Below are 25974 nucleotides of genomic sequence, written 5' to 3' on the forward strand. Positions count from 1 at the left end.
TGCATAACTTCCTAATAATAGGAAATAGCCGGCTGTTCCAGAGTAATTACCCTGGTCAACCGGCTTATCGGCCTTGGCCCCTATTGCCCATTCCATGTTCCGAACCGGCCGGGTCGCACGTCCCGCTTGCGGCGCTTCCCCGCTGCCGGCGCACCACGCCGCAAGTCTCGGCTTATCGTCGCTCCAAATACAGATTGCCCGACCCGGTCTCGACCTCGACGCGCACGTCCCCGCCGCCGAAAACGATCTGTTCCTGCACCCCTTCTTCATCCGATTCCCGGCCGTCCTCCCACTCGTTCTTCAGATCGCCCGATCCGCTTGCGAACTGGATGGTCGCCGATTCCGGCGGCGCGAGCGTCGCGATCGTCACGTTGCCGCTGCCCGTCTCCGCCTTGACGCTGCCGCTCAATTGATCCGCGGTCACATAGATATTCCCGCTGCCGGTGTCGGCATCCACCGTAGCGGCTTCGACGTCCGTGAGCCTCAGGTTCCCGCTGCTGACGTCCATCTCTACTTGGTTCGCCTTGGACGATTCCGCATGGATGTTGCCCGATCCCGCTTCCAGCTCAAGCTTCCGCGAAGTCAGATTTTTCACGTGCACGTTACCCGAGCCGATGCTGGCGACAAGCTCGTCGATCTTCAAATCCGACAGTTCCACGTTGCCGCTCCCGCCATCGATCGCAAATTTGCTCCACTGGCGATCGGGCACTTCGAGCCGCAGGTCCACGTCCAGGATGTTAAACCCGATGGTGAAGCCCGTGCTCGCCTTGACGTCGACGAGCAGCTCGCCGCCGCTCGGCACGAGCTTCACTTCGATGCGATCCAGGAACTTCTTGCTCGCTCGGCCCGTCAGCGTCGCCTTGAATTCGTCGCTCGTCCCCCGCACGATATCGATATCGGCGGCGCTTGCGCCCAGCTTGATCCGCTCGATGCCCGCGGCGCTCGCGCTCGCTTCCTTCGCCACTTCCACGGTGCCGAAGGAGAAGTCGCCTTCGGAGCCGAGCGAAACGGCCGTGCCGATCGCCCCGGCCGCGAACAACGTCAATCCGGCTATGACCCAGTTTCTCATTTCGCCCGCCCCCCGATAATTCTCGAATTGAATTTCAGATAGTTCACCGTCATCCGCATGAATCCGCGCGTCACGACCTTCATGCCCGCCCCGGCAAGCATCGACAGACCGATCAGCGTCATCGCAATGAAGGCGCCCTGCACCCGGTTGAACGCTTCGCCGAACAAGCCTTCATAAATCGCGAAAAGCGAGGAAACCGCGAGCGCCGCGACGACCGCCCACAGCGCAATGATGACCGCAAGCAGCGCCACGTACGGGCCGAGGACGAAAATCAGGTTAAAGAAGCCCATGCTGACCGTCGTGAGCACCGCCCGCGACACCGAAGAGATCCGGCCGCTGCGCGCCGCTTCCTCCACCCGGTAGCCGAGCAGCAGCTCTCTGGCGATCTGCCGCGGGTCCCCGAGCTCGCTCGCCGCCTCGGCATCGCTCCGCCCTTGCGCGGCCGCCATCCGAAAATGTTCCTCGTAATCGTACATCCATTCCTTCCGCAGCCCTTCCGGCACCGGTGCCAGCAAATCCCACAGCTGCTGCAAATACTGCGCGCGATTCGTGCTCATCGTTCCACACCTTCCTTAATGATTTCGTCTACGGCAATGGAGAACGAACGCCATTCCGTAATGAGCGCCATCAGGTGCGAGTGCCCCTGCGGCGTCAACTTGTAATATTTGCGCGGCGGCCCTTCCGGCGATTCCCGCAAATACGTGGAGAAGTAACCCTCTTGCGTCAGCCGGTTGAGCAGCGGGTAGACGCTGCCGACCGCAACCTCGAACTTGGACGACATCGCCACCGCCAGCTCGTATCCGTAACGGTCTTCCCAAGCGGTCAGCGCGAGGACGCACAAATCGAGAACACCTTTCTTGAATTGAACATTCATGCAACCGCTCCCTATGCTATATGGCTTGGTATTCAACAATGATGAATAGCTTCTTAAAAAAAATCGGGATTCCAGTTGTTCCCTACAGCTATAGTATATGACTTACTATTCAATAATGCAATATAGCTAAAGAAAAAAATGGGAATATACGCGTACGCCCCCTTTTTCGCCGTTCGCCCGGTTCTTCTGTTAAGACAAGATATGGTATGCTAACCCAGAGAAACACGCCAAGTACAATAAAGCGGAGGTATAAGAATGAGCCATTATGCGGTCACGCAGCATGAAGACGTCTACACGCTGTACACGTTATCCGACACTTCCACCGATTCCTCGGTCATCGTCTGTCCCGAGCGGGGCGCCATCGCCATCAGCTGCCGGCTGAACGGCGAAGAGCTGTTCTACCTGGACCGGGATACGTTCGCGGATCCGGAGGCGAACATCCGCGGCGGCAACCCGATCCTGTTCCCGATCTGCGGCCAGCTCGTGAACGGACGCTACGAATGGGACGGCGTGACGTATCCCATGCGCAATCACGGCGTCGCGCGCAACCGCCCTTGGGAAGTCGTCTCGTCTACCGCGGAGGACGAAGCGGCGCTGACCGTTCGTCTCGTTAGCGGAGAAGGCACCTTCGGCGAATATCCGTGGCACTTCGAGCTGCTGTTCACGTACGCGCTGAAGAACGGCGAGCTTCACATCCGCCAGACCTACCGCAACCTGTCGGACACCGCCATGCCGATGTACGCCGGCTTCCACCCGTACTTCCGCATCTCGTCGAAGGCGATCGCGTACGATACCGACGCGACCCGCTATCTGGACTACAACGACAACGAAATCAAGCCGCTGGAAGGCGCGGTCGAACTGGAGGGCTTGAAAGAATCGATCGCCCTGCTGGACGCCGGACGCAGCCAGATCGGCTTCCCGGGTCCGGACGGCAGCGGCGCCGTCACGCTCCGCTACAACGACGCGTTCAAATACGTCGTCCTCTGGCAGGTGGACGGCAAGCCGTTCATCTGCGTCGAGCCGTGGATGGCGCTGACGACCGAACTGAACAGGCGCGAAGAGCTGCCGATGGTGGCCGCCGGCGAAGAGCTGCGGCTGGAGCTTAGCATCGCTTACGCCAAGGCTTAAGCCGGGATGGCCGATACGGCGGCGCGAACGGGCGAATTGCCGTTCGCGTCCGTCAGCCGAACCGATATTTAAGCACGCGAACAAAGGGCCGTATTTCCCGCATGGCGCCCGCCATGCCCGGAAATACGGCCCTTCCTTGTGCCTGCTCAGCGCGATTGCGCGCGCTTCGCCGTTTGTTTAATGAGCTTAAATACCGCGTTCAAGGCATCCCGCCCGTCGCTTTCGTTCATCTTCGCGATATACGTCTCCCGGTCCCGGAACAGCGTGCCGACGCGATCGAGCAGCGTGCCCGCCGTCAGCGATTCCTCCTGCAGCACCTCGCAGAACCCGGCGGCCTCGAACGATTCCGCGTTCAGAATCTGATCGCCCCGGCTCTGCTGGCGGCTGAGCGGAATAAGCAGCATCGGCTTGCGGAGCGCCAAAAATTCGAAGATGGAGTTCGATCCCGCGCGCGAGATCACGAGATCCGCCATCGCCAACACGTCCGGCAGCTCCGCCTGCACGTACTCGTACTGCCGATAGTCCGGCGATTCCAGCTCCGGCAGCACGTTGCCTTTGCCGCACAGATGAACGATCCGGAAGTCGCGCGTCAGCATGCCCAAGGCCGCCCGCACCGCCTCGTTGATCCGCCGCGCGCCCAAGCTGCCGCCCATGACGAGCAGCACCGGTTTGCCCGGCTTGAAGCCGCAGAACGCGCGCCCGCGCGCGGCATCTCCCTGCAGCAGCTCCTCGCGGACGACCGCGCCCACATGATGCGCCTTGCCTTCGGGCAAATGCGATTCGGTCTCCGGGAACGTCGTGCAGACGCCCGTCGCGAAGCGAATTGCGATCCGGTTCGCAAGGCCAGGCGTCAAATCCGATTCGTGCAGCAGCACCGGCACCCGGTTCAGCCAGGCGCCGAGCACGACGGGCACCGAGACGAACCCGCCTTTGGAGAACAGAACGTCCGGCTTCGCGCGGCGGATGAGCCGATACGCCTGCATCGCGCCTTTGACCACCTTGAACGGGTCCTTGACGTTCTGCCAATCGAAGTAGCGTCTTAGCTTGCCCGTCGCGATCGCATGATAGCGGACGCCCGGCAGCGAGCCGGCCAGCTGCTTCTCGATCCCGTTCTCCGAACCGACGTAATCGATCTTCCAGCCTTCCTCCTGAAAACGCGGAATGAGGGCGAGGTTCACCGTAACGTGTCCGGCCGAACCGCCCCCCGTGAACATGATTTTTTTCATACAACCTCACCAGCTTATGTTAGTTGCTTGCGTATACCTCACCTTATGACGCAATGCCGCCCGATCATGACTCTCGCCGTAAAACCTTAATTCGCAGGCTGATTGGTTTGCGTTCACGGTCATAAGACCGGGAATGCAAACCAATCAGCCCGAGCGGATTGGTTTGCGTTCGCAATCCAAAGATTGAGAATGCAGCATTCAAGGCTGATTGGTTTGCGTTCGCAATCCAAAGATTGAGAATGCAGCATTCAAGGCTGATTGGTTTGCGTTCGCAATCCAAAGATTGAGAATGCAGCATTCAGCCGGAGCCAGAGCAGATTGGTTTGCGTTCACGGTCATAAATAAGACCGGGAATGCAAACCAATCCGCGGTCGTGAAACACAAGAAGATTTATATGCGCGAAGCTTATAAATTCTTGTATTTGCCGCAGAGCAGCACGTGCCGCTCGAACCGCCCCTTGCGCACGACGCACCGGTCCATGACGGCCATGCCCGCCAAAGGCAGCTCCTCGTCGATCGTCTCCGTCGTCACGATCGCGACGCGGGGCGCCAAGCGCACGGCCGCCCGAAGCATCGCGATCCGCGTCTCCGCAAGCAGCACCGAACATAAATTATACGGCAAATCGAGGACGGCCGCATCATAAGCTCCTTCGCCCTCCGTCTCGAGCAGATCGCCCAGCTTCACGACGTCCGGCATCCCGTAATGGGCGAGATTCGCTCGCGCGCCCCGCACCGCGAGCGGGTTGATATCCCGGCCGACGATATCGATGCCCATCGACAGCGCCTCGATGACGACCGTGCCGATGCCGCAGCACGGATCGATCGCCTTCGCGCCCTCAATGCGAGGGATGGCGATGTTGGCGACCGCCCGAGCGACCCGGGTACCGAGCGCCGTCGAATACGGATGCGGCTTCTTATTGTGCGTCAGCCAGGCCGCTTCGGCCTGCTCGTAGTCGCCGAGCAGCCAGCGGCCGCCCGCATAGGCGAGCCCGATCAGACGTTCAGGCCGCTTCATGTCCGCGCGACCGCGGATCGCGCCGCCGATTCGACGCGCGGCGGCCAGCCGCTCCTCGTAAGCGACGGCGCCGTCCGTCTCCACGAAGACCACCTTATAGGTGCCATCGCCGAGGTCCACCCGCGCGGCCGAAGCCGCCAGATCGTCGAGACCGGCGGCTTCCAGCATGACCCGCAGTCGGCCGCGGACGAACGGGCTGCGCGACGGCGGGAGCGCAACGGCCGCGCGAACGCAGCCCGCGAGCGGGTCTTGTCCGAACAGCGCGCGCATCTCCATCGCGCACAACTCCGTCTCGTCCTCATGGCAGACGACGGGATAAAGGTATATGGGGGCCAAGCCGGCCTCGTTCATAATGCGAACACTCCTTTGGTTCTTCCGGCCTTGCCAATTGCTGTCCCGAACGCCTTACTGACCGCCTACCCGCCGATAGGTCCGGAACACGATATCCTGATTATAGTTGCCGAAGCCTTCGCCGTACAGCGTCATGCCGCCGACATGGGCCGCGCCGGCCGGTACTTCGAGCCGCAGCGTCCAGTCGTTGCGCGTCATAACGATATCTGCCAGCGTCACGTCCGACAACCGCTGCCCGTCGATGAACGTCCCCTCTTCGGTGACGCGCACCATTTTGAGCCACCCGTACTGGTTGACCGTCCACCACTTCGGCGTTAGCAGGCCGCGCCCGTCGCCCGGATCGCCCGGGCTCGTCCAGACGCCGAGCAGCGTATCGTTCAAGTAGAAATGAATATCCGATGGCCAGTTCTCCCGCGTGCCCGGCGCCTCCGACCCGATCTCCAGCGACAGCTCGATCTCCTCGAGCGCCTGTCCGGGCAGCACGTAATTGGGAATGCGGTATTCGACGAACCCGTGCCCGAACCATAGAATTTGGGCGTTCATCCGTCCCGGCTCGAAGAAGTACCGCGGATCGTCGAACTGGCCGATGACGCTGTCCGTCGTCGCCAACCCGCAAGTCGGGTGCACGTCGCAGCGCGTATAATGGCCGATCGGAATCGCCACCTCCTGGCAGTCGCGGCTGGTCCTCTCGGCGCCGCCCGGCTCGGGAAGCGCCATCTCGACCCGGCTAGCGGCGAGCGAGCACATCTTGTGCGTGCCCCCTCCACGTCTGATCAGCTCGGAGCGGATCAGCCCGCCGGTCTCCAGCTTCTTCGTATGCATGGTCACGATCGCGCTAGAGAGACCTAGCGCCTGCGCCAGCTCCTTCACGTTCATCGGCCCTTCCGCGAGCAGGTCGAGTATGCGCAGACGGACGTCGCTGGCGAGCGCTTCGTAGAGCGGTAGCCACTTGCGGTCCGTGTTGGATTGTATAATCGTCATTTTCGTTCTCCTTCATCAATAACTGCATTAACAGAAATATTAATTCAAAAAGACGGAAAAGAAAAGCTTGAAATCGCTTTTATGATCGTGTTTAATGTTGTTGAAAGCATTAATTCATTAATCAGTTAACAATATAATTAATTCTAAGTTGAGGTGACCTTCATGTCAATCAAAGCAACCATGATCGTGGATAAAGATTTCAAGATCGGCGAAGTCGACAAACGCATCTACGGCTCGTTCGTCGAGCATCTCGGACGCGCCGTCTACGGCGGCATCTACGAAAAGGACCATTCGACGGCGGATCCGCAGGGTTTCCGCGGCGACGTGCTGGAACTGGTGAAGGGTTTGGACGTGCCGATCGTCCGCTATCCGGGCGGTAATTTCGTCTCCGGCTACAACTGGGAAGACGGCGTCGGCCCTGTCGAGCAGCGTCCAAGCCGCCTAGAGCTCGCGTGGCGCACGATCGAGCCGAACTGGGTCGGCCTGAACGAATTCATGGACTGGTGCAAGAAGGCAAACACGGAAGCGATGATGGCCGTCAACCTCGGCACCCGCGGACCCGCGGAAGCGCGCGACCTGATCGAATACGCCAACCATCCGTCCGGCACGCTGTTCAGCGACCTGCGCCGCAAGCACGGGTATGAGCAGCCGCACGCGATCAAGACGTGGTGCCTCGGCAACGAAATGGACGGCCCTTGGCAGATCGGCGCGAAGACGGCGGTCGAATACGGACGCATCGCCAACGAGACGGCCAAAGTGATGCGCTGGGTTGACCCGACGATCGAACTGGTCGCCTGCGGCAGCTCGTCTCTCCACATGCCGTCGTTCCCGGAGTGGGAAGCGACCGTGCTCGATCTGACCTATGACAACGTCGATTTCATCTCGCTGCACCAATACTACGGCAACCCGTCCAACGATTCCGCGAACTTCCTGGCGCTCTCGCTCGGCATGGACAGTTTCATCAACACGGTCATCTCCACCGCCGACTATGTGCAGGCCAAGAAGCGGAGCAAGAAGAAAATCAACCTCTCGTTCGACGAGTGGAACGTCTGGTTCCATTCCAACGAGGCGGATCGCAAGCTCGATCCATGGCAGATCGCGCCGCCGCAGCTGGAAGACATCTACAACCACGAGGACGCGCTCGTCGTCGGCTGCATGCTCATTAGCTTACTGAAGCGCGCCGACCGGGTCAAAATGGCGTGCATCGCCCAGCTCGTCAACGTCATCGCGCCGATCATGACGGCGAACGGCGGCGCGGCTTGGAAGCAGACGATCTACTACCCGTACATGCACGCGAGCCTGTTCGGCCGCGGCACGGCGCTCGTGCCTTTGATCCAATCGCCGAAATACGACGCCAAGGATTACACCGACGTCCCTTATCTGGAGTCGGTCGCCGTGCATAACGAAGAGAAGGGCGAAGTGACGATCTTCGCGGTCAACCGCAACCTGGAGGAGTCGCTCGGCCTCGAGGTCGATCTGCGCAGCTTCGGCGGCTGCACCCTGATCGAGCACATCGTGCTGGAGAACGACGATCTGAAAGCGGCGAACACGCTGGAAGCGCCGGATCGCGTGAAGCCGCATACGAACGGCAACGCTCGCGTGGACGGCAGCAAGATCGAAGCGTCGCTCTCGAAGGCGTCTTGGAACGTCGTTCGCGTGAAACTCGGTTAATCCGGCAAGTCAAGGCGAAACGGCTGTCGCCGCCTTTTAGCGGCGCGGCGCGTTTCGTTCCGCGATGGAGAAATACAAGATGCATGAATAAACGTGAAACTTATAAGTTCTTGTATTTTGAAAAGCGCCCGCGGGGGTCTCTCCCGCGGGCGCTTCTCGTGTTGCGATAAGCCGGCTTGCGCCGCCGTTACTTTCGGCCGCGCAGCCGCACGATTCTCACCGTGCCGCCGCGCTTGGGCCGCTGAACCTCGGCTCTCGCTTCCGCCGCCGGCGGCTCCTGCCACGGCGAAGGCAGCGTCTTCACCCGCGTCAGTCCCGTACCCGCCGAGACGGCTCGCTTCAGAACGGCCGGCGCGAACGAACTCCCGATGAACGCCGCCACTTCGGACCAATGTCCTTCCTTCATCAGCCAATAGCAAGCCGTGCCGCCGATCAGATCATAGACCATCATTTGTTTCAGCACCGACACCGGTATGACGAACATGACGAACCGGCTCCGCTTGCGTTTGCTTGCGATGCTCACGTTATCCTCCCTTATCCGTTTGCCCCGAACGATGGGCCAGTCTTCTACTCCTCAGCTTATTCAACAAGGACGTTGTCCCATGTATCCGGTCGTCCGATTCAAATGACAAGACTATCCCGCGGACGCGCCGCATTATATGGAATAGAAGCGAGGGCTTGACCATTTTGAGGAGAAAAGGAGCGTGCATGCCACGATGAGCGGATTAACCAAGACGCGGGCGGCGGGCGACACTCAGGCGGAATCGACCGGTCTGGCGCGCGGCGCCGAGGTTCAAGTAGACCCCAACCTGCAAAGCTTGGAGCGGCTGGAAGCCGGCGGCCCGATGAAGGTGACCGACTGGAGCGCCCTCCCTGCCCGGACGCGCATACTCGTGTTGCTGCTGGCAACGGCTGCGCTGGCAGCCGTGGGCTTCGCGGCATACGCCGCGATCGCGATCAGTTAATGAACGACCGGGGCGGCAGACGAAGAGAACGACGATATGAAAGCCCCGTCCGGGATCGGACGGGGCTTTCATATCGTGGAATGGGTCTACGGCTGCCGCTGCTTGACCAGCTGCTCTTGCGCGAGACGAATCATCTCGCGGACCATCGTGCCGCCGATTTGGCCGCCGATGTGACCGGCCGCCTCGGTCGTTAGATTGCCGTTGTCGCCTTCGCGAGACAGCGGCACGCCAAGCGATTTGGCCACCTCGTATTTGACGTCGTCCGGCCGGCTGGGATCGACCGCGTATCCTTGGCGGCGCATCACTTCCGCCTTGAACGCGGCCAGTCCCTGCTCGGCGCCGGGCACGACGTGTCTTCTCCGGTTTCTTCGCGCCATCTTCGCTGCACCTGCCCTTATCTGAAAGGATGTGCCCTTATCGTGCCCGGGAAAGCCCGCCTCTATGCTAGAAGTAGCGGAAGGTGAGCGTCACGACGCCCCCGCTGCCGAAGGCGCATTCGAAGGATTGCACCGCCCCGCTCCGGAATACGGCGGCTTTGAGCGGCTCGATGTCTTTGGCCGACGTAAAAGCTCGCTTCACCGTCAACATCGGGTCGCGATTGGCGATGGCTTCCTCCACCTTCGTTTCGAATTGGAGCGGATCCGCCGCCATCAGCTGGTTAACTCGATAATAGTTAAACATCGTTCCGGTAGCCGCGGGCAGCCCGTTATCGATCCATTCGTGATCCTGCCGCAATTCCTCGTCCGTAACGTTGAAATACCCGTAGTAGACACGTCCCTGCTTGTCGGGCACCGGATCGTCCCACGTGACGTCCAGGTTGTAGTAATCGCCCTCCAGCCGGATTTTGTTCCAGGCATGCGGTTCGCCGCCGACCGTCCCCGTCACGATATGCGCTTCGATCCCGGCCATATTCAGCAGCAGATTGGCCGCGTTGGCATAGCCTTGACACACCGCAATGCCTTTCACCAGCGCGCCGTAAGCGCTGTAAGAATCATCGGGGACCGTCCCCTGTCTATAATTCGCTTCGTCGTATGCGGTATGCAGCACGAGGTAATCATGGATGGCCAACTCTTTCTCGTAATCGCTCATGCCAGGTTCGACGACATGCCGCAGCGCCAATTGGGCGGCGCGGTAAGTCTCGGCCATCCGTTCATCCGACACGACCGGCGCGTAGCCCCGTCTCACCGCCTCGAGCAGTTCCTCCTCGCTGGACGCGCGGATCGCGCCGTACTGCTCGCGGATGCGATTCACGAGCACGGCCGCCTGCTCGACCGTCGCCTCGCCTTGGGGCGTGAAGTACACCGCATTCGACCGGATGCTGCCCTGCATGAGCCCGCTCGCGGCCATCGCGCCGACGGCCTTCCTCGACCAGCCGGCGATCTTGTCCGCGTCCGCGAAAGATTCGATCGGTTCCGCCTTCATTTGGTCCCGAATGCCGGCCTTGCCGATCGCATTGTAGAGCACGAGCGCCATCTGCTCGCGCGTGACCGGCGACTTCGGGTCGAACCGTCCGCTGCTCGCGCCGTTCACGAAGCCCAGCTTATATCCGAGCGCCGCGTAGAAGTTGCGCGTATCCTTGAACGGATTCGTAACCGGATCGTCCAGATGCTGATCGGTCAAGGTCTCATAGAGCAGCACGGCGAGCTCCGCAAACTGCTCCCTCGTGATGATGCTGCCATAACGGCCGGTCGCCCAGGACGGCATCAAATTATGCGCGCTCGCTTCCCGTATATCGTCGGCCGCCCATTGGCTAGGTTCTCGTCCCGCGGCTGCCGCTTGCGGTCGTTCCGCTCCCCATGGCCCAAACGCCGCGCCGCCCGCAATGGCGAGCAGCAGCCCCATTAGCATCGTTGTCTTGCGCATGCGTCCCATATTCCCGCTTCCCAACTCCCATGATCACTCCGCGCGGAGGCTAGCTCCGTCAAGCACGTTCCCTGCCGTCCCCGCGCCTTAAGTTAAACGCCGGCAGGAGCAAGAAGTTTCGCGCTTAACAGGAACTTTTTTACAAAAATTAGTACCATCTTCTCCCATGGCGCAGCCGCGATGCATAAATAAAAAAAGACGGCCCATCAAGCCGTCTTCCGCTCTGTAGTCCCGAGAACGCCGCGCCGATCGCTTCCCGGAACTCGCTCGTCAGTCCAGCCAGCCGTTCTTCTCCGCGATGCCGATCGCGTCGATCCGATTCTTCGCTTCGAGCTTCTGGATCGCCTCGGATAAGTAGTTGCGCACCGTTCCCGGGCTCAAATACAACCGCTTGGCGATGTCGCCGGCGCTCAGACCTTCGGCTGCCTGCTTGAGCACCTTCCGCTCCCGCTCCTTCAGCGAATTCTCCGCCTCCCTGAACGTCAAGGCCAGCTCCGGACCGACCGCTCGGCCGCCCTCGTGCACCGACCGCGGCGCCGAGCCCAGCTCCTCGATCGGCAAATCCTTGAGCTTCCTGAAACTTGAAGTTGCGTTTTCTTCGCGTTTCCTGTAGACTATTGATTCGTAGTGCAAGTAACCCCTTATTATTTCCTCGATCAGGATTATTTGGATTTATCTCACACTTCCTCACATCCGAACACCATTTCCTTTTTATTCAAACGGCTGCAAGAAGGAACACGGATTCACACTGGCGCGGTCTTCGGAACCGCAAGGACGATTGAGAGGTTAGGGCTTTCGTTGTTTTCGTGCAAGACATGACATTACGGAAAACATGAGCGGTTACGCTACCATATATGGCGCAAGCAAGCGCGTAAATGCACAAAGACCCTCGTTTCTTCGCGAAACGAGGGTCGTCTAATTTTCATGGCCATACTCTTCTCACGCGCCCCGGCCGACGCTCGCCGGTCTGCCTTTGCTCCCCAGGGCAGCCGAAAGCGCGGCCGCCCCGACCCCAAGCCCGATCAAGAAGCAGAACCCAGCCGCGACAGGCATCGCCGACCACTCCAAGATCGGACGGCCGAGTATCGTTTGCCAGCCGATTAGGAGCAAGCCGAGCCCGTACGATATTCCCGCGGCATGCACGACGCCGCGGCGAACGCGGGCCGTCCAAGGCGTCCGCAGCGTCAGCCAAGCAAGTATCGGATGCGCCTGCAGCGCATGGAAGCCGATGCCGTGCAGCCAAATAATGTTGCCCTCCGCCCCGATGTGGCGGCCGAAATTGAGCGAGATCCAGATGCCCGCCCCGAAGGAGATCATGATCGCCGCCATCGTATATCGAAGCGCCAGCGTTAGCTCCTGATGACTCTCATATGTCTTGCGCCGGAAGAAGTACGTGGCGAATACCACATAAAAAAGCACCAGCAGCATGGCGACCAGACCGAACACATTGCCGACCATGGCATCGAAAGCATTCGCGCTTTGCGTGAATCGGGGATTGAAGCCCCGCGCGTTCTGCACCGTCTCCGCCGCGTACGAATACAGCGCCAGCACGATATACGACCATCGAAAGAACGCGCGCGCCCTCGTCCCCATGCCGGCCAGCGGCAAGACCGCAGCGGTCGACAGAATGAATATGCCGAGCGCCGCATCGAACGAGAACGCGTTCATCATGTTGCCCTCCGCCCCGACTTCCGCCCCGTAAGCCAGTGTCCATATGCCGCAGAATGCCGCCAGCGCGAAGCCCAGCAGCCCCATCCCGACCAGCCATCGCTCCCCTGCGAAAAACGTCGGATTCGCCGCGCCGTTCGATGCCGTTACCGCCTGCTTGCCGATCATAATCTTTCAACCACCCTTCATCGATTCGATACCCTCATTCTAGTGGAAGGATATGGATAGGCACGACGGGCGGCGGGCGGAGCGGAAGCTGGACTTAGGTGACGTCTCGCCGCTCCGCCCCGGGATGGAGCGCAGGGGAACGGAAGACGGAGCGCGAGCCGGAGCGACGAATTGCAAATCATCAAGGCGACCGCGGATGATAGGACTCGTGCAACGGGGCGAGCCAAATCGCCGTACAAGCCGCATGACAAAAAGCCCCCTCCGGCGCGAGACCGAGGGAGGCTATGGGCAGGGAGACTGAACTTATGGCCGCGTCGCAATCGGGTCTTCAGCGCGGCTTGCGATTGGCGCCGACGCGATCGATCCGCTCGAATGCAGCGATTCGTGGGCGACCGATTACAGCGGGTAATGCACCGGCACGAAATACGTTACATATCCGCGGTAGCCGCTCTGGGCGGCATAATCTTCGGATCGCCAGCAAGACGGATGCCATGGCGTGAACGCGCACCAAGGCGGTTTCTGCGTGCCGCCGCCGCCCGGGAATGGCGGGAACGGAGGTTGCGGGGGCTGCGGCTGGGGCTGCTGCGGGAGCGTCGGCCCCAAGTATTGGATGCCGACTAGATCCTGGTTGCTCACCTGCATGAATTGGAAGCTGCCGTCGGGATTGACGATATTAATCGAGACGGTGCCGCTGCCAAGGTCAGCGCCCGGCGCCGGCGGCGTAAAGGCAATCAGCTGCCACGTCACGAGGCCGAAGCCCGGAATGCTGGAGCGGAAGAAATGGCCTACGCGCCCGTTCAAAATTTGTTGATTGATGACTTGCGGGTTAATGAACTGCGGCATGATCGACAAGCAAATCGTTCCCTTCATCGTAAAATTCACTCCATACAGGTGTACGCCCATTAGCTTGTATGGGTGAATCGTCTCCGCTCCAGCCCAGAACTCCGCGCAGGTCCGCTCCTATCCCGGCGATTCGGTGCAGAGCCGAACGAGGCCGCCTTGTATGAGAGAGACAAGCACCGTGCATATCCCTTATCCGGCCCCGGTCTACTCGCCCGCCCGTCCCACCTCGCGGTAAGCGTCGATGAACGCCTGCGATGCTTTGGATAACCTGCCGTTCTGCAGGCCGATCAGCCCGCTCAGCGCGGGCGACGGATCGCCTTCAAGCTCGAATTTGCGGATCGGGACGCCCCGATGGAGCTTGACGACCGTCTCGGGCACGATCGTCGCGCCGAATCCCGTCGAGACGAGCTGCATGAGGGTCGTCATGTCCGAGCACTCGCAGACGATGTTCGGCGACAGCCCGCGCTTGACGAACTCGTCGCGGATCATTTGGTTGATGCCGAGTCCTTCCGTGCTGGGGACGATGAGCGGATACTGCTCGATCCGGCTGAACGAGATGGAGCCGCCCGGCTCCGCGATATCGTAGCCCCCGACGAAATAATAGGGCTCCGACTTGACGTAGTGCAGCGCGAATCCGCTTAGTTCGAGCGGCAGCCGCACGATCGCAAGATCCAGCGCCCGCTCCCGGACCAGATGACACAACTGGGACGAGTCGTTCTGCTGGATGCTGAACGTGAACTGCGGGTAGCTCTGCTGGAAGAGCCGCAGGATGCGCGGCAGCCGCTCGTCCGACAGCGTGTTCACGCCGATCGACAACCGCCCGGTCCAGCCTTGGCGGATCGCCTGGATTTCTTCCTCCGCTTCCTGCAGGGAAGCGATAATCCGGACCGCATGCCGGTACAACGCGCGGCCCTCGTCGGTCAGCTGCATCCCTCTGCCTTCCCGTTCGAACAGCGTCGCGCCCAGCTCCTGCTCCATTGCCTTGAGCTGCTGCGAGAGCGGCGGCTGCGCCATGTGAAGCCGCTTGGCCGCCGCGGTAATCTGTCCTTCCTCCACGATCGCCACGAAATACCGCAGCTGCTTGATGTCCATGCCGCCCCCTCCTCCCAATTCGATCCATATGAAAAAGATATGGTAAACAGATGATTTTCATACTTTCTATATCTCACACCCCATGTTACCATGTTGGCTGACATCAAGAAGAACTTATTTTAGGAGGAATCGCCATGAATAGCGGGCGAATAACGCCGAAAGTCGCGTTAGCCGGCGTCCAATGGATGTTCTTCATCCTCGCCAATACCATCGTCGTGCCGATTACGCTTGGCCAGCTGTTCGGGCTGCCGCCCGGGCAGATCGCCTTCACGCTGCAGATATCGTGCATCTTGACTGGCGCCGTCTGCATCTTGCAGGCGCTGGCGGGCCACCGCTTCGCGGTCATGGACGGTCCGTCGGGCGTCTGGTGGGGCATCACGCTCAGCCTGGTTGCCGCCGCTTCCGCGAGCGGCACCCCGGTCGCCGAGATCGGCGGCGGCCTTGCGGCCGGCTTCATGCTCGCGGGTCTGCTCATGGCCGTGCTCGGCGGTCTCGGATTCAGCCGTCAGCTGACGAAGTGGTTCACGCCGGTCGTCATGAGCATTTCGCTGTTCCTGCTCGCCGTGCAGCTCATCATGCACTTCTTCGAGGGCATGCTCGACATTCAGCCCAGCGGCCATATGAACGGACCGGTCGCCGCGTTATCCGTCGGCATCGCGGTTCTCGTCGGTATCCTGACCGTCAAAGGCCGCGGCCCGCTCGCCAACTTCTCGATGCTCATCGGCATTACGGCCGGCTGGATCGCGTTCGACCTGCTGTTCCCTTCCGCCGGCGGCAAGGCGGCCGTCCACGAAGCGAGCGCGACGCCGCTGTTCCCGTGGGGAGCGCCCCGTCTGGATGCCGGCATTCTGATCGCCGCGTTCATCGTCGGTCTGATCAATATGTCCAACACCGTCACGGCGCTGCATACGGCCGGCCAACTGTATGGCCAAGCGCCGACGGAAGGACAGCACAGACGTTCCTTCCTTATCACGGGGGTATCATCGATCATCGCGCCGCTGTTCGGCCAGTTGCCCTTCGGCACGTTCGTCTCCTCGCTTGGGCTGCTCGAGAGCACGCGCATCCTGCACCGTCAGGCGCTGGCGATCGGCGGCGCGCTGTTCCTGGCCCTTGGCCTCGTGCCGCAGCTGGGCCAATGGTTCGCCGCCCTGCCGATCAGCGTCGGCAGCGCCGTCTTGTTCGTCGCCTACCTGCAAATGTTCGGCACCGCGTTCCGCGCCATCCAAAGCCAAGGCATCGACGCCCGCGGCTTCTACCGGATCGCCGTGCCGCTGCTGCTGGGCATCAGCATCATGAACACGCCGGCCGCCGTGTTCGCCGAGCTGCCGCTGTTCCTGCGTCCTCTCGTCGGCAACGGGCTCGTCGTCGGCATCCTCGCCTCGGTCGTGCTGGAGTTTCTCGCCAGACGAGCCGCCCAAGCCCAAGCGGAACTGAAACTGCCCGGCGTACGGACGGAACCGTTGAAGGCGGAGGGGTAATATTCCTATCGGCATAATCAAAAAACCACGGAGCTTCGATACAGCCGAAGCAAACCGTGGTTTTTCATGTTTTCATGTGAGTAACGGTTCTCGCGGTTAATCCTTCGCGCCCTTAACCGTTCGCCAGCTTCGCCGCCAGCCGCTCCACCATGTAGTGGCTGCCCAGCACCTTGTCCGCGCGGATCGCGCAGCGGGACGGATCGGCGAGCGAATCCAGCGTATGCTGGACGACGCCCTCGAAGCCGCGGCGCTTCAGATGCGAGTCCCAGCCGCCGAACGCCAGCGTCCGGCTGCCTTCCGCCGCTCCGTAGAGGACCGCGCGTTCCAAGTCTTCGACAATCGCCGTTCGTCCGCCGCCGTGCAGCTCGACCCGCTCGGCGTCCGCGCCGGCCGCGCGGTCCATCGAGAACGCGCCCGCGCAGCTCCGGCCGGCCGTACTCTGCAGCATGCCGAAGACGGAGCGCAAATATCCGTCGCCATCCGCCGCGACCGAAGCGGCGGCCAGTTCCGGATCAGCTTCGCCGTCGCCGCACAGCCACATCGCCAAGTCGATGCCGTGAATCGCGTCGTCATAGAGCGTCTCCTTCACGGAGCGCTTCTGCGGCTTCGTGCGGTTCTTCTGGACGATGACCGTCCCCGCGCCGCCCGCTTCCGCCAGCCAGCTCCGCGCTTCGGCGACCATCGGCGCGAACCGGCGGTTGAAGCCGACGGCCAGCAGCAAGCCCTGTCGCTTCGCCTCGGCCGCCATCTCCTCCGATTGCCCGATATCGCAAGACAGCGGCTTGTCCACGTAGACGTGAATTCCTTCGGCCAAACAGCGCATGACGATGTCGTAATGCGTCTCCGTCGCGCTGTGGACGAAGATAAGCTCCGGCCGTCTATCCAGCAGCGCCTCCAGCCGATCATACCGGCCTTCGATCCGATACGGATCGGCCGCGGCCTGCACCGAGACAAGCGTCCTGCTCATCAGGCCGACCACCTCTGCCTGCGGATGAACGCCGAGAATCGGCAAATATGCTTTGCGGGCGATATCGCCGATCCCGACGATCCCTACTCTAATCCGGTTCCCTGCCATCCCTATCTCTCCCTCTCCCTAGCTATTGCCAGCATAGCACGATCCGGCCTGCCCGACAAAAAGAAGAAACCTCCGCGCCCGTTGTCAGGCGCGAAGGTTAATCGGCTTCCATGCTATTCGGTTGTCGCGCGGCCAACCCCTGAAGCGCGGGCAACCGCTTCTCCAGCCAATGGACGCCCATCAGCAAGAGCGTCAGCCCCGCCAGCGAGCAGCCCACGAGCACGGGCACATGCCAGGCCGCGACCGCCCCGGAGAAGAACGGGATGAACGAGACGGCGAGCACCGGCGGCGCGTTCAGCTTCATGAGATGCTTGAGCTGAATGACGATCAGCGTATTCAAGAACAGCGCCGCGATGCCGGGTATGTAGTTGAAGATAACCGTGCCGACCAGCGTGGCGATAAACGCGCCGAGCGCAATCCGCGCGATGCCGCGGTAATCGGTACGGGACATGAACAGGAAGCAGAACGCCCCGAGGGTCGGATAGAAGAGCATCCGGAGCGAAGGAATATGATGGGCAACCCAATAAATAAGCGCGACGTAACCGCAAATGGCCCATACGCGCAAATTGAAATGAAACATGTTCGGCCAACACTCCATTGTAACATGTTGTGTCAGGTTAATCCCGACCATTGACCATTCTACTCCCCGTAGTCCGATGCGTCAACCGCTAATTATGGGGACTTGTCCGACGACTCCCATAGCCTTCCGCCCTGTTTTCCCACACAATCTCCAGCTCGCCTGACAAAAAGCATCCGCCGGAGCGCAGCTCCCCGGCGGATGCAATAGACTCGTCTTGAAACCGTAGCCCCTCGCAGCGTATTACCGCAACGGCTGATGCTTACTACGCGATACCGTTCTCGACGACGGGCGCGTTCGCTCCCGCCGCCCGCCGCGCCAACGGAAGACGGACCATAAACGCGCTGCCGCCGCCCGGCACGCTAGCCGCTTCGATGCGCCCCTCGTGCAGCAGAACGATTTGCTTCGCGATCGATAGCCCCAATCCGCTGCCTTCGACATTGCGGTTACGCGCTTCGTCCGCCTTGTAGAACCGCTCGAAAATGTGCTCGAGATCCGCCGGGGCAATGCCGATGCCCGTGTCGGCGATCGTAATCGTTATCTCGTTCGCCCCGCGTTCGCCGGTCGCCGTGATCCGCCCTTTGGCGGGCGTATATTTGATCGCATTGCCGAGCAAATTCACCCAGAGCTGCTCCAGGAGGGCGTGATTCCCCGCCGCGGCGAGCGCCGGAAGATCGCAGACGACCTCGATTTCCTTGGAGGACCACTGCGGCTCCAGCAGCAGCATGCTTCGACGCATCTGCTCGTCCACCCGCACCGGCTGAGGGTCGAACGGACAATGTCCCGCATCCAGCGTCGCCAGCACGAGCAGATGGCCGTTCAACTTCGACAGCCGCTCGCTCTCTTCATGGATCGCGCGCAGCGCCCGCTCCCGGTCCGCCTCCGGCATCCCCGGGGAGCGGAGCATGGAAGCGAAGCCTCTTATCGACGTCAGCGGCGACTGCAGCTCGTGCGAGACGTCGGCGACGAACTGTTGCCGCATCCGATCCTGCCGCTCGAGCTGCCCGGCCATATGATTGAACGCCCGGGACAGGTCGCCGAGCTCGTCTTTGCTCCGCGTATCCGGCAGGCGGATGCGCAGGTCGCCCTCCGACATCCGCGCCGCGGCGGCGGTCAAGCTCCGGATCGGTCCGACGAGACGCCCCGAGACGAGCAGGAAGAGACCGCTCCCGACCGCGAATACCACGCCCAGAATGACCAATACCCCATACTCTCCCTCGATCGCGCGCGGAAACATAACAAGCGCCGCCGCGCCGCTGTCTCTGCTTAACCGGGTACCGACGACGAGCTCGCAGCCGCAAGACGGGTCGGCCGCGATCGCCGGTTCGTTGCCGTCCAGCATGGCGGCGATGTCGCCTCGGCTAACGACCGCGTCCCCCATGCCGACCGCGTCCCCATATTCGCGATAGGCGCCATCTGCTTCATAGAGCCGCAGCGCGGCGCCTCGCGTACGGGCGATCCCGTCCCAGAAGGCGTCCTCGTCCGCGGGCTGAACCCGCTCGTACAGCTGAACGGCCGCATGCAAGGCCGCCTTCGCTTCCCGCTCGTACCGCCTCGTCTCGGGACCCGAGAAGGCGAAGTTGTAGACGAGGAACGCCGCGATGACGCTGACCGTGACGACGCCAATATACGTGAAGACGACACGCGCCCGAAGCGTCCGGATCATGGGCGGACCACCAGCTTGTAGCCCAGCCCGTGAACCGTCGCGATCGCGAACCCGCACCCGAGCGGCACAAGCCTCTCCCGCAGCCGCCCGATATGCACGTCCACGGTCCGCTCCCCGCCTTCGTAGTCGTAGCCCCAGCATTGCTCCACCAGCTGCTGCCGGGTGAAGGTCCGGTCCGGAGAGCCCGCAAGGCAGAACAGCAGCTCGAATTCCTTCGGCGGCACGTGCACGCCGGCGCCGTTCACCGCGACCGAATAACGCAGCCGGTCGATGACCGTCGCGCCCAGCTCGATGGTCTGGGAAGCGTTGATCCGGTACCGCTTCAGCAGCGCCTGGATGCGCACGACCAGTTCCGCCGGCTCGAACGGCTTCACCAAGTAATCGTCGGCGCCTTGGCGGAACCCTTTGACGATATCCTCGGTCGACCCGAGCGCCGTCAGCATGAGCACCGGGATGTCCCCGTAACGTTTGATTTCGTCGCACAGCGCGTACCCGTTCATCCGCGGCATCATCAGATCGACGACCGCCAGGTCGACCTTCGCCCGGTCCATCGTCTCCAGCGCGGCTAAGCCGTCCTCCGCGGCGTACACCGTAAATCCCTCCCGATGCAAAGACATCCGGATCAAATCGCGGATATTGCCATCGTCATCCACGGCCAAAATGCTCGGCACAAGCGTTCACCTCTATGCAGATTGCTAGGTTTCATTTTCCATCATTATAGCAAGGCCGCCCTCGACTCGCTTCCTTCTTCTGGATAGCGAAACGATAACTTTCATCGAAAGATAGAAACTCCAAAGCGTCAATCCGAAGCCCAGCAGCGCGCCTCCGATCGCGATATCGTACGGGTAGCCGTAAAAGAACACGCCGGAGGGCCGGATGAAGGCGAACGCGTACCAGATGCAAGCGGCGGGCAGCCCGGAGAGCATGACGAAGAATAAGGAGCGCCGAGGGTGACGGTCGCGCAAGCCGAACCTGCTCAAGCTTCGGATTAAAAACAAGAGGAGCATGGCGCCTCCCCCGGCGAGCGCGATCGCCGCCCAGCCCATCAGATAGCCGAACGTGCCGCGGACGGCGATCGGCTCGGCTTCCTCCCCCAGCAAAATGCCGGCCATGCCCATCGCGATCGGCTTCTGGATCTCCGGGCGGTGCTCGCCGATGAGCAAGAGAACGCCGAGCTCCTGCTCGGGCAGCAGCATGAGAAAGGTCGCCGTGCCGATGCCGTCGCCGCCTTTGTGGACGACCCGGCTGCCATACAGCAGCTCCGATTCATAGCCGCCGACCGTATAGCTCGAACCGCCGCCAGATGCGACCGATGCTATCAACGCCTCCTCGCTCTCGATGGGCGATGGCTGCAGCGAGGCCGCCTTGGCGTAGCCCAGCTGCCAGGATGCAAACTTCGCCAGGTCTTCCAGCGTGGTATACATACCGCCTTCCGGATTCGCGCTTGCCCCGTAGGCCGCGTAGGAACGCGCCAGCTCCGTCTTGCGGGTGAACAGCCAGAAATATTCTCTGGCCAGATCCATCTCCGGCAGATCTTGCGGCGGCTTCCCATAGAAAGAGCGCGTCATGCCAAGCGGACGGAAGAGGTTCTCCGCCAAGTAATCCGCGTAATCCATGCCCTTCGCCTGCTCGATGACCAGCCCCAGCACGTTGTAGCAGCCGTTGCAATAAGCGGCTTTCGTTCCAGGTTTGCTGCTCATGTCCGCTTTACGCAGCGATCGGACGTAATCCTCCAGGCGGTGCCGCGTATCCGGGGTATCGAACAGAAGACCGTCGGTCGCCCAGGAGTCGACGCCGCCCGCCGCATGGAGAAGCAGATGGCGCAGCGTGACTTTGGCGGACAGCGCTTCGTCCTTGAAGCGAAACCACGGCAGATAGTGTCGCACCGGGTCATCGAGATGGAGCAACCCCTGCGCCTCCAGCTGCAGGACGGCGGCCGCCGTTACTGCCTTGGTGACGGAAGCCGCGTTGTACACGGTGCGCGCGTCGGGCGTCTTGTGCGCGCGCAAGTCCGTCGTCCCCATCCCATTGGCCAACACCAACCGATCCTTATGCACGATGCCGTAGACGCCGCCGACGACGCCGGCCCGCTCCAGCTGCGCTGCGGCATACGCTCCGGCGGCCTTCACCCGCTCGGAGAAGTCCGCGACTGCGGCCGCTTCTCCTCCCGCGGCCCGCGCAAGCTGCGAAGGCAGCAGGACGAGCGCCGCGACGAGCAGCAGGCAGCTCAGCACCCGCCGATAATCCATTCCCTTAACCATCCGACGCAACCTCCTTTCGCGGCGGCACCGCTTCGATCGCATAATCGGGATCCTTCGGCGCGGATGGCGACAGCAGCGGATTCGACAGGCCCAGCAGGTGCTGATCGAAGAACGACAGCACGATCCGGTCGATTTTGTCGTAGAGCGCCTTCCCGCTCCCGCTGCCGATTAGCGGCGAATACAGATAGCCATCCGAGAAATCGTAGTGATTGGCCCCGTGCATCGCGACCGTATAGCCGCCGTTCCGCACCGCGAGCTGATGCCGCTCCGCTTGCTCGCCGGCAAACCGCTCGTATTCCGCCAGCGTCGGAATCGCGAAAGCCCGCTTGTCGCGCCATACGCTGCGGTCCAACTTACCGCTCTCGAACGTCACCGTATCGTCCGTGATCATGTACAGATAGGGCTGCTTCAAGCCTTCGGTCAGCTTCTTGCCGTACAGGAACCCATCCATGCCGAGACCGGCTTGGATCCGGCTATCCGCCGCCATCGCCTGCGCGGTTACCGCCCCGCCGAAGGAATGGCCGAGCATGCCGAGCCGGGACAAATCCAATTTGCCGCCCAGCTCGCCGCCCGAAGCGCCGCCCGCCAGTTCCTCCAGCTTATCCGTCACGAACCGTACGTCGGGGACGAGTACCTCTTCAATTAAGTCCTCGGACCGCTGCCAGTCGTCCGAGGCGCCCGGGTCGAACATGCCGCGCGCGACTCTTCCGTCCGGGAACCGGGTCGAGAAATAGCTGAAGTGCGGATGTTGAATCGCGGCGACGATATACCCCCGGCTCGCCAGCTCTTCAAGGACGGACGCGTACATGAAGCTCGATCCGCCGAAGCCGGGCGAGAACAGCAGAACCGGATACGTCGCGGACGCTTTCGAGACGGGCGCCTCCTCATAGGCGTTACCCTTCGCCTTCCGATTGGATTCCGCGATCACCTTGTACAAGAACGGCGCCGCGCCGGCGCGGTCCGTCTCTTCGCCGCCGAAGCCGTAATTCGCCCGCTCCGCGCCGCTCGCGGGCTCCGCAGGGTACCACAGCCGCACCAGCACCTCTCGGCGGTCGCCGGCGCTTGCCGTGTACGTCTCCTCTCGGTCCTCATCCACCCAATGATGGAGGACCGTGCCCACCGCATAAGGGCCGGTCGGCCGCTCGATCTGGACGGCCGGGAACGCGTAGCCGCCGATGGCGAGCGCGCTGCCGGCGTACAATAGCGCCAGCCCGCCCGCGATGATCCTCGCCCATCGGTTCTCCGGACGGTAAGTCCCTTTCCGATGGCGGTAGACGCCGATCGCGTTCAGCAGGCACAACGTCGGCACGAGCGCATATAGAGGCACCCACTTCCACTCCACCCCTTCCGCCAGCAGCTGCGCGGCGCCAGCCCCAACCATGGCCAAACTCGCCGCCACCGCAAGCCGTATTCCCCGACTCCCGCCTAATGGCCGGAAGCGGACGAGGATCGCCGCCAGCACGGTCGCCGCCAGCGCGTATTCGTAACCGGACATCGTTCATTCCTCCATTCGGATTTGAATGAAGATACCGTAACAAAAAGTTGTGAACGAGTTATAAACAACCGCCGTCCGGTCCCGAAAATAGACGCCGCCTCCCACACGCGCGCGAACCGCGCGGAATACGATAATCTAGCATCTCGAAATCTAGCAACGGCATATCCGATAGAAAAGGAAGTGACGCGATGAACGACCGGCACGCTTCGTATTCTCCAGTCATGAAGAAGAGCTCCGAACAGCTGCATCGCTTTATCCGCAAGCTGCGCTACAAGCGCGAGGAGAAGCTGCGCTTCCTCCTCGTGTACGACGTCGAACGCAATGGCAGCCGATTGAAAGCGCCCCCAAACGCAAATGGGTTCCGCGCCTCCTCGGCATCCGCTTGGTCCGACTCCCATTCCTCCGGCTCCTCCTCGGATCAAGGCGCGATCCTGCTGCAGCCGCCAGCCGCCCGCTTGTCCAAATCCGTGACTCAGATCAAGCTGGCGTCCGGCCGCCGGCGCGCCGTTCATTTGCTCGCGCGGAACGCGCAAGGGTACGCCGTGTTTATGGGGATCAATCAGGGCGGCGTCAAGGATCGCGACATTCGGCGCGTCAACGCCCAATTCATCGACGTGGATTTGAACAAAATCGCGGAGTCGTTCCCGACGAAAGCCGAGCTCGACCGGCGCGTCCGCGCCCTGAGAGCCAACCCGGCCGAGCAGCTCCGGATGGTTGCGGTTAGCCGGGATGCGCGCGGGCAATTCGTGTTGAAGGCACAGCGGACCGAAGCCCGCGTCGCCCAACTGAAGGAGCGCTTCCTGAAGAAATACGGCGGGCTGCTGCGGCAGGCCATGATCGTGGAAACCAAGAACGGCTATCACGCGTATTGGCCCGTCCACGGCGGCGCGATCGCCAAATTCGTGCCGATCCAGAACGCCCTGACCAAGAAATTCGGCTCCGATCCCCACATCACCAATCTGTCCCGCGTCATGCGCGTGCCGGGCTTCTACCATATGAAAAATCCGGACCGGCCGTTTCTCGTCCGCGTGGTCCGCTGGGGAAGGAAGAAGCCGTTCACCCAAGACGAACTGGTGAAAAGCCTGGGGCTCAAGCTGTAAGGCGCAATCATTACGCAAGAAGGAGCGAAGGATGACGACAAGAAGGAGACGCCCATTGCCGGACGCCTCCTTCCCTATCGACCTATGGAAAGCCGAGCATGTTTGAACAAGCCCCCGGACGTGTAAAGAAACGTACAGCCTTTACATCGAAAGGAGCGATTGACATGAGCAATCATGACAACGGGCTTGGCGATAAAGTGAAAGGTAAGGTGTCGCAAGTCAAAGGCGAGCTCAAGGATCAATGGGGCAACGCCACCGATAACGCGTCCCTGCAGGCCGAAGGCAAGCTGGACAAGCTGAAGGGCAAGGGCCAGGAAGCCATCGGCGAAGCGAAAGAAACGCTGTCGAAGTAGCGAAACGCCGCGCGATCGGCATCGGTCGCCTTCCGGCGCGAACTCGTTCTACCCCATAATAGGCACGCTCTGCATGAAGCCGCTTGGCTCAAGCAGGGCGGGGAGCCGCCGTAACCGCGCCAGCCGCGGTTGCGGCGGTTTCTTTTTGGGAGAAACGCCGGGCCCCTTCTCTCGTATGGATAATAATGGAATCCATACTTTAAGGAGGTTTGCTATGGCTATGGCCATCGCCCGGTTCTGGATGATATTCGGCGCCGTCATCTGCGTCGTCAATGGGTACGATTTCTTTACAAAATGGATCGGGGAAGAGGATATTCGCTACGGCAAGCTGTTCCTCTGTCTCGGCGGCGCGCTGCTGGTCGTCCTTCATTGGCTCGAGATCAAGCAACTGAAGAAGAAGCGGCCGGGCTCGCGATGAGAGGCCGCAGACATCCGCTCCAGATACAGAAAGGCGCCGAATGCCCCCTATTGGGACATTCGGCGCCTATTCGCTTTCGAGCCGCTGCCGCTTATTCTTCCGTACGGTTGCCGCCGTCCAGATGCCTATCTTCGCTGTTATCGCGGATCGTCTTCTGGAGCACGAACGAGGACATCGTCAGGAACAGCGCCGTCACGGCGTAGTAGCCTTTCACCGGCAGGTCCTGCTTCAGCGTGTAGATCCCGATGAACATCGCCAGCATCGCGCAGCCGAACGCCGCCCAAGCCATGAACGTGAACGCGGACGTATTGCGCTTCTTGCCTTCCTGCGCATCCTCCATGTTGTCGCGCACGACCTTCTGCAGCACGAACGCGGACATCGTCAGGAACAAGGCGGTAACGGCGTAGTAGCCTTTGACGCTAAGCGCCTCGTCGAGCGTGTAGATGCCGACGAACATGCCGGCGAAGGCGCAGGCGAAAGCGACGTAAGCCATAAAGGTAAAAGCGGAAGTGTTGCGTTTGCGGGTCATGTTCATTGTATTGTCCTCCATGTAATGGGTTGTGGTTAAGCTTCATAACCACATTATAGGAGGATAGTCGCAGGCCTCACAGTACCAACTTCATCTAGTACCTGGTCTT

At 61.4% G+C, this 25974-nt stretch carries 27 protein-coding genes and 1 pseudogene; 7 read left to right on the top strand and 21 right to left on the bottom strand.

Features of this window, described 5'->3' with window-relative positions; genetic code table 11:
* Positions 1-172: 172 nt before the first annotated feature.
* The 3 genes from BCM02_RS27160 to BCM02_RS27170 are packed head-to-tail and all read right to left on the bottom strand — an operon-like array spanning position 173 to position 1943.
* Positions 173-1069: a DUF4097 family beta strand repeat-containing protein gene (locus BCM02_RS27160; RefSeq protein WP_148932271.1), complete on the bottom strand. Its 897-nt coding sequence runs from the start codon at positions 1067-1069 to the stop codon at positions 173-175.
* Positions 1066-1626 (bottom strand): HAAS signaling domain-containing protein, encoded by a 561-nt coding sequence (locus BCM02_RS27165; protein ID WP_148932272.1) that lies wholly within the window; start codon positions 1624-1626, stop codon positions 1066-1068. The genes BCM02_RS27160 and BCM02_RS27165 overlap by 4 nt, the downstream gene beginning before the upstream one ends.
* The gene (locus tag BCM02_RS27170) at positions 1623-1943 is read right to left on the bottom strand and encodes a PadR family transcriptional regulator (protein ID WP_148932273.1); all 321 of its coding nucleotides are present in this window, start codon (positions 1941-1943) and stop codon (positions 1623-1625) included. The genes BCM02_RS27165 and BCM02_RS27170 overlap by 4 nt, the downstream gene beginning before the upstream one ends.
* 255 nt (positions 1944-2198) lie before the next feature.
* Here BCM02_RS27170 and BCM02_RS27175 point away from each other — a divergent pair, with 255 nt between their 5' ends.
* Positions 2199-3071 (top strand): aldose epimerase family protein, encoded by an 873-nt coding sequence (locus tag BCM02_RS27175; RefSeq protein WP_148932274.1) that lies wholly within the window; start codon positions 2199-2201, stop codon positions 3069-3071.
* A gap of 146 nt (positions 3072-3217) precedes the next feature.
* On the opposite strand, the gene BCM02_RS27180 is transcribed toward BCM02_RS27175, so the two are convergent.
* The 3 genes from BCM02_RS27180 to BCM02_RS27190 form a co-directional block, all read right to left on the bottom strand.
* The gene (locus tag BCM02_RS27180; protein WP_148932275.1) at positions 3218-4297 is read right to left on the bottom strand and encodes an undecaprenyldiphospho-muramoylpentapeptide beta-N-acetylglucosaminyltransferase; all 1080 of its coding nucleotides are present in this window, start codon (positions 4295-4297) and stop codon (positions 3218-3220) included.
* A 405-nt stretch (positions 4298-4702) separates the two neighbouring features.
* Complete coding sequence (locus BCM02_RS27185; protein ID WP_148932276.1) at positions 4703-5662, bottom strand: TRM11 family SAM-dependent methyltransferase; 960 nt, start codon at positions 5660-5662, stop codon at positions 4703-4705.
* Between the two features lie 54 nt (positions 5663-5716).
* Complete coding sequence (locus BCM02_RS27190) at positions 5717-6643, bottom strand: ArsR/SmtB family transcription factor (RefSeq protein WP_148932277.1); 927 nt, start codon at positions 6641-6643, stop codon at positions 5717-5719.
* 162 nt (positions 6644-6805) lie between these two features.
* On the opposite strand from BCM02_RS27190, the gene arfA reads away from it, so the two are divergent.
* On the top strand, positions 6806-8314 hold the full coding sequence (arfA, locus tag BCM02_RS27195; protein ID WP_148932278.1) for an arabinosylfuranosidase ArfA: 1509 nt from the start codon (positions 6806-6808) through the stop codon (positions 8312-8314).
* 187 nt (positions 8315-8501) lie between these two features.
* Here arfA and BCM02_RS27200 read toward each other — a convergent pair whose 3' ends face one another.
* Entirely contained in the window at positions 8502-8837 is a 336-nt protein-coding gene (locus BCM02_RS27200) for a hypothetical protein (protein ID WP_148932279.1), read from the bottom strand.
* A gap of 181 nt (positions 8838-9018) precedes the next feature.
* Here BCM02_RS27200 and BCM02_RS27205 point away from each other — a divergent pair, with 181 nt between their 5' ends.
* Entirely contained in the window at positions 9019-9279 is a 261-nt protein-coding gene (locus BCM02_RS27205; RefSeq protein WP_148932280.1) for a hypothetical protein, read from the top strand.
* 86 nt (positions 9280-9365) lie between these two features.
* Here the strand turns inward: BCM02_RS27205 and BCM02_RS27210 are convergent, their stop codons facing one another.
* The 6 genes from BCM02_RS27210 to BCM02_RS27235 all read right to left on the bottom strand — a co-directional run bounded on the left by BCM02_RS27210 (position 9366) and on the right by BCM02_RS27235 (position 14913).
* The gene (locus BCM02_RS27210) at positions 9366-9656 is read right to left on the bottom strand and encodes an alpha/beta-type small acid-soluble spore protein (RefSeq protein WP_148932281.1); all 291 of its coding nucleotides are present in this window, start codon (positions 9654-9656) and stop codon (positions 9366-9368) included.
* Positions 9657-9723: 67 nt separating this feature from the next.
* Positions 9724-11142 carry a transglutaminase domain-containing protein gene (locus BCM02_RS27215; RefSeq protein WP_187434430.1) on the bottom strand — a complete coding sequence of 473 codons (1419 nt, stop codon included), beginning with the start codon at positions 11140-11142 and terminating at the stop codon, positions 9724-9726.
* A 270-nt stretch (positions 11143-11412) separates the two neighbouring features.
* The gene (locus BCM02_RS27220; RefSeq protein ID WP_246183579.1) at positions 11413-11703 is read right to left on the bottom strand and encodes a response regulator transcription factor; all 291 of its coding nucleotides are present in this window, start codon (positions 11701-11703) and stop codon (positions 11413-11415) included.
* A gap of 378 nt (positions 11704-12081) precedes the next feature.
* Entirely contained in the window at positions 12082-12978 is an 897-nt protein-coding gene (locus tag BCM02_RS27225; protein ID WP_187434431.1) for a hypothetical protein, read from the bottom strand.
* 396 nt (positions 12979-13374) lie between these two features.
* Positions 13375-13848, bottom strand: a complete 474-nt coding sequence (locus tag BCM02_RS27230) for a hypothetical protein (protein WP_148932284.1) — start codon at positions 13846-13848, stop codon at positions 13375-13377.
* Positions 13849-14025: 177 nt separating this feature from the next.
* On the bottom strand, positions 14026-14913 hold the full coding sequence (locus BCM02_RS27235) for a LysR family transcriptional regulator (protein ID WP_148932285.1): 888 nt from the start codon (positions 14911-14913) through the stop codon (positions 14026-14028).
* 134 nt (positions 14914-15047) lie between these two features.
* Between BCM02_RS27235 and BCM02_RS27240 the strand changes: the two genes are divergently transcribed.
* Positions 15048-16391: a uracil/xanthine transporter gene (locus tag BCM02_RS27240; protein WP_148932286.1), complete on the top strand. Its 1344-nt coding sequence runs from the start codon at positions 15048-15050 to the stop codon at positions 16389-16391.
* 112 nt (positions 16392-16503) lie between these two features.
* Here the strand turns inward: BCM02_RS27240 and BCM02_RS27245 are convergent, their stop codons facing one another.
* The 6 genes from BCM02_RS27245 to BCM02_RS27270 form a co-directional block, all read right to left on the bottom strand.
* A complete protein-coding gene (locus BCM02_RS27245; RefSeq protein ID WP_148932287.1) occupies positions 16504-17466 on the bottom strand; it encodes a Gfo/Idh/MocA family protein in 963 nt (320 codons plus the stop codon).
* A 97-nt stretch (positions 17467-17563) separates the two neighbouring features.
* Positions 17564-18046 carry a zinc-binding metallopeptidase family protein gene (locus BCM02_RS27250; protein WP_148932288.1) on the bottom strand — a complete coding sequence of 161 codons (483 nt, stop codon included), beginning with the start codon at positions 18044-18046 and terminating at the stop codon, positions 17564-17566.
* Between the two features lie 262 nt (positions 18047-18308).
* A complete protein-coding gene (locus tag BCM02_RS27255; RefSeq protein ID WP_148932289.1) occupies positions 18309-19709 on the bottom strand; it encodes a sensor histidine kinase in 1401 nt (466 codons plus the stop codon).
* Positions 19706-20380: a response regulator transcription factor gene (locus BCM02_RS27260; protein ID WP_148932290.1), complete on the bottom strand. Its 675-nt coding sequence runs from the start codon at positions 20378-20380 to the stop codon at positions 19706-19708. The genes BCM02_RS27255 and BCM02_RS27260 overlap by 4 nt, the downstream gene beginning before the upstream one ends.
* A gap of 24 nt (positions 20381-20404) precedes the next feature.
* A complete protein-coding gene (locus BCM02_RS27265) occupies positions 20405-21970 on the bottom strand; it encodes a serine hydrolase domain-containing protein (RefSeq protein ID WP_187434432.1) in 1566 nt (521 codons plus the stop codon).
* Positions 21963-23465, bottom strand: a complete 1503-nt coding sequence (locus tag BCM02_RS27270) for an alpha/beta hydrolase family protein (protein ID WP_148932292.1) — start codon at positions 23463-23465, stop codon at positions 21963-21965. The genes BCM02_RS27265 and BCM02_RS27270 overlap by 8 nt, the downstream gene beginning before the upstream one ends.
* Before the next feature lie 188 nt (positions 23466-23653).
* Here BCM02_RS27270 and BCM02_RS27275 point away from each other — a divergent pair, with 188 nt between their 5' ends.
* The 3 genes from BCM02_RS27275 (at position 23654) to BCM02_RS27285 (ending at position 25336) form a co-directional block, all read left to right on the top strand.
* Positions 23654-24565, top strand: coding sequence for a DNA-primase RepB domain-containing protein (locus BCM02_RS27275; RefSeq protein ID WP_148932293.1), 912 nt, complete (start codon positions 23654-23656; stop codon positions 24563-24565).
* A 164-nt stretch (positions 24566-24729) separates the two neighbouring features.
* A complete protein-coding gene (locus tag BCM02_RS27280) occupies positions 24730-24918 on the top strand; it encodes a CsbD family protein (RefSeq protein WP_148932294.1) in 189 nt (62 codons plus the stop codon).
* Positions 24919-25132: 214 nt separating this feature from the next.
* On the top strand, positions 25133-25336 hold the full coding sequence (locus tag BCM02_RS27285; RefSeq protein WP_148932295.1) for a hypothetical protein: 204 nt from the start codon (positions 25133-25135) through the stop codon (positions 25334-25336).
* 91 nt (positions 25337-25427) lie between these two features.
* On the opposite strand, the gene BCM02_RS36160 is transcribed toward BCM02_RS27285, so the two are convergent.
* Positions 25428-25676, bottom strand: a complete 249-nt coding sequence (locus tag BCM02_RS36160; protein WP_342791347.1) for a YiaA/YiaB family inner membrane protein — start codon at positions 25674-25676, stop codon at positions 25428-25430.
* Positions 25650-25865, bottom strand: a pseudogene (locus tag BCM02_RS36165) (YiaA/YiaB family inner membrane protein); the annotation flags it as partial. The gene BCM02_RS36160 and the pseudogene BCM02_RS36165, both read right to left, overlap by 27 nt.
* Between the last annotated feature and the right edge of the window lie 109 nt (positions 25866-25974).

It is taken from the genome of Paenibacillus methanolicus (assembly GCF_008124765.1).
Taxonomy (GTDB): domain Bacteria; phylum Bacillota; class Bacilli; order Paenibacillales; family Paenibacillaceae; genus Paenibacillus_Z; species Paenibacillus_Z methanolicus.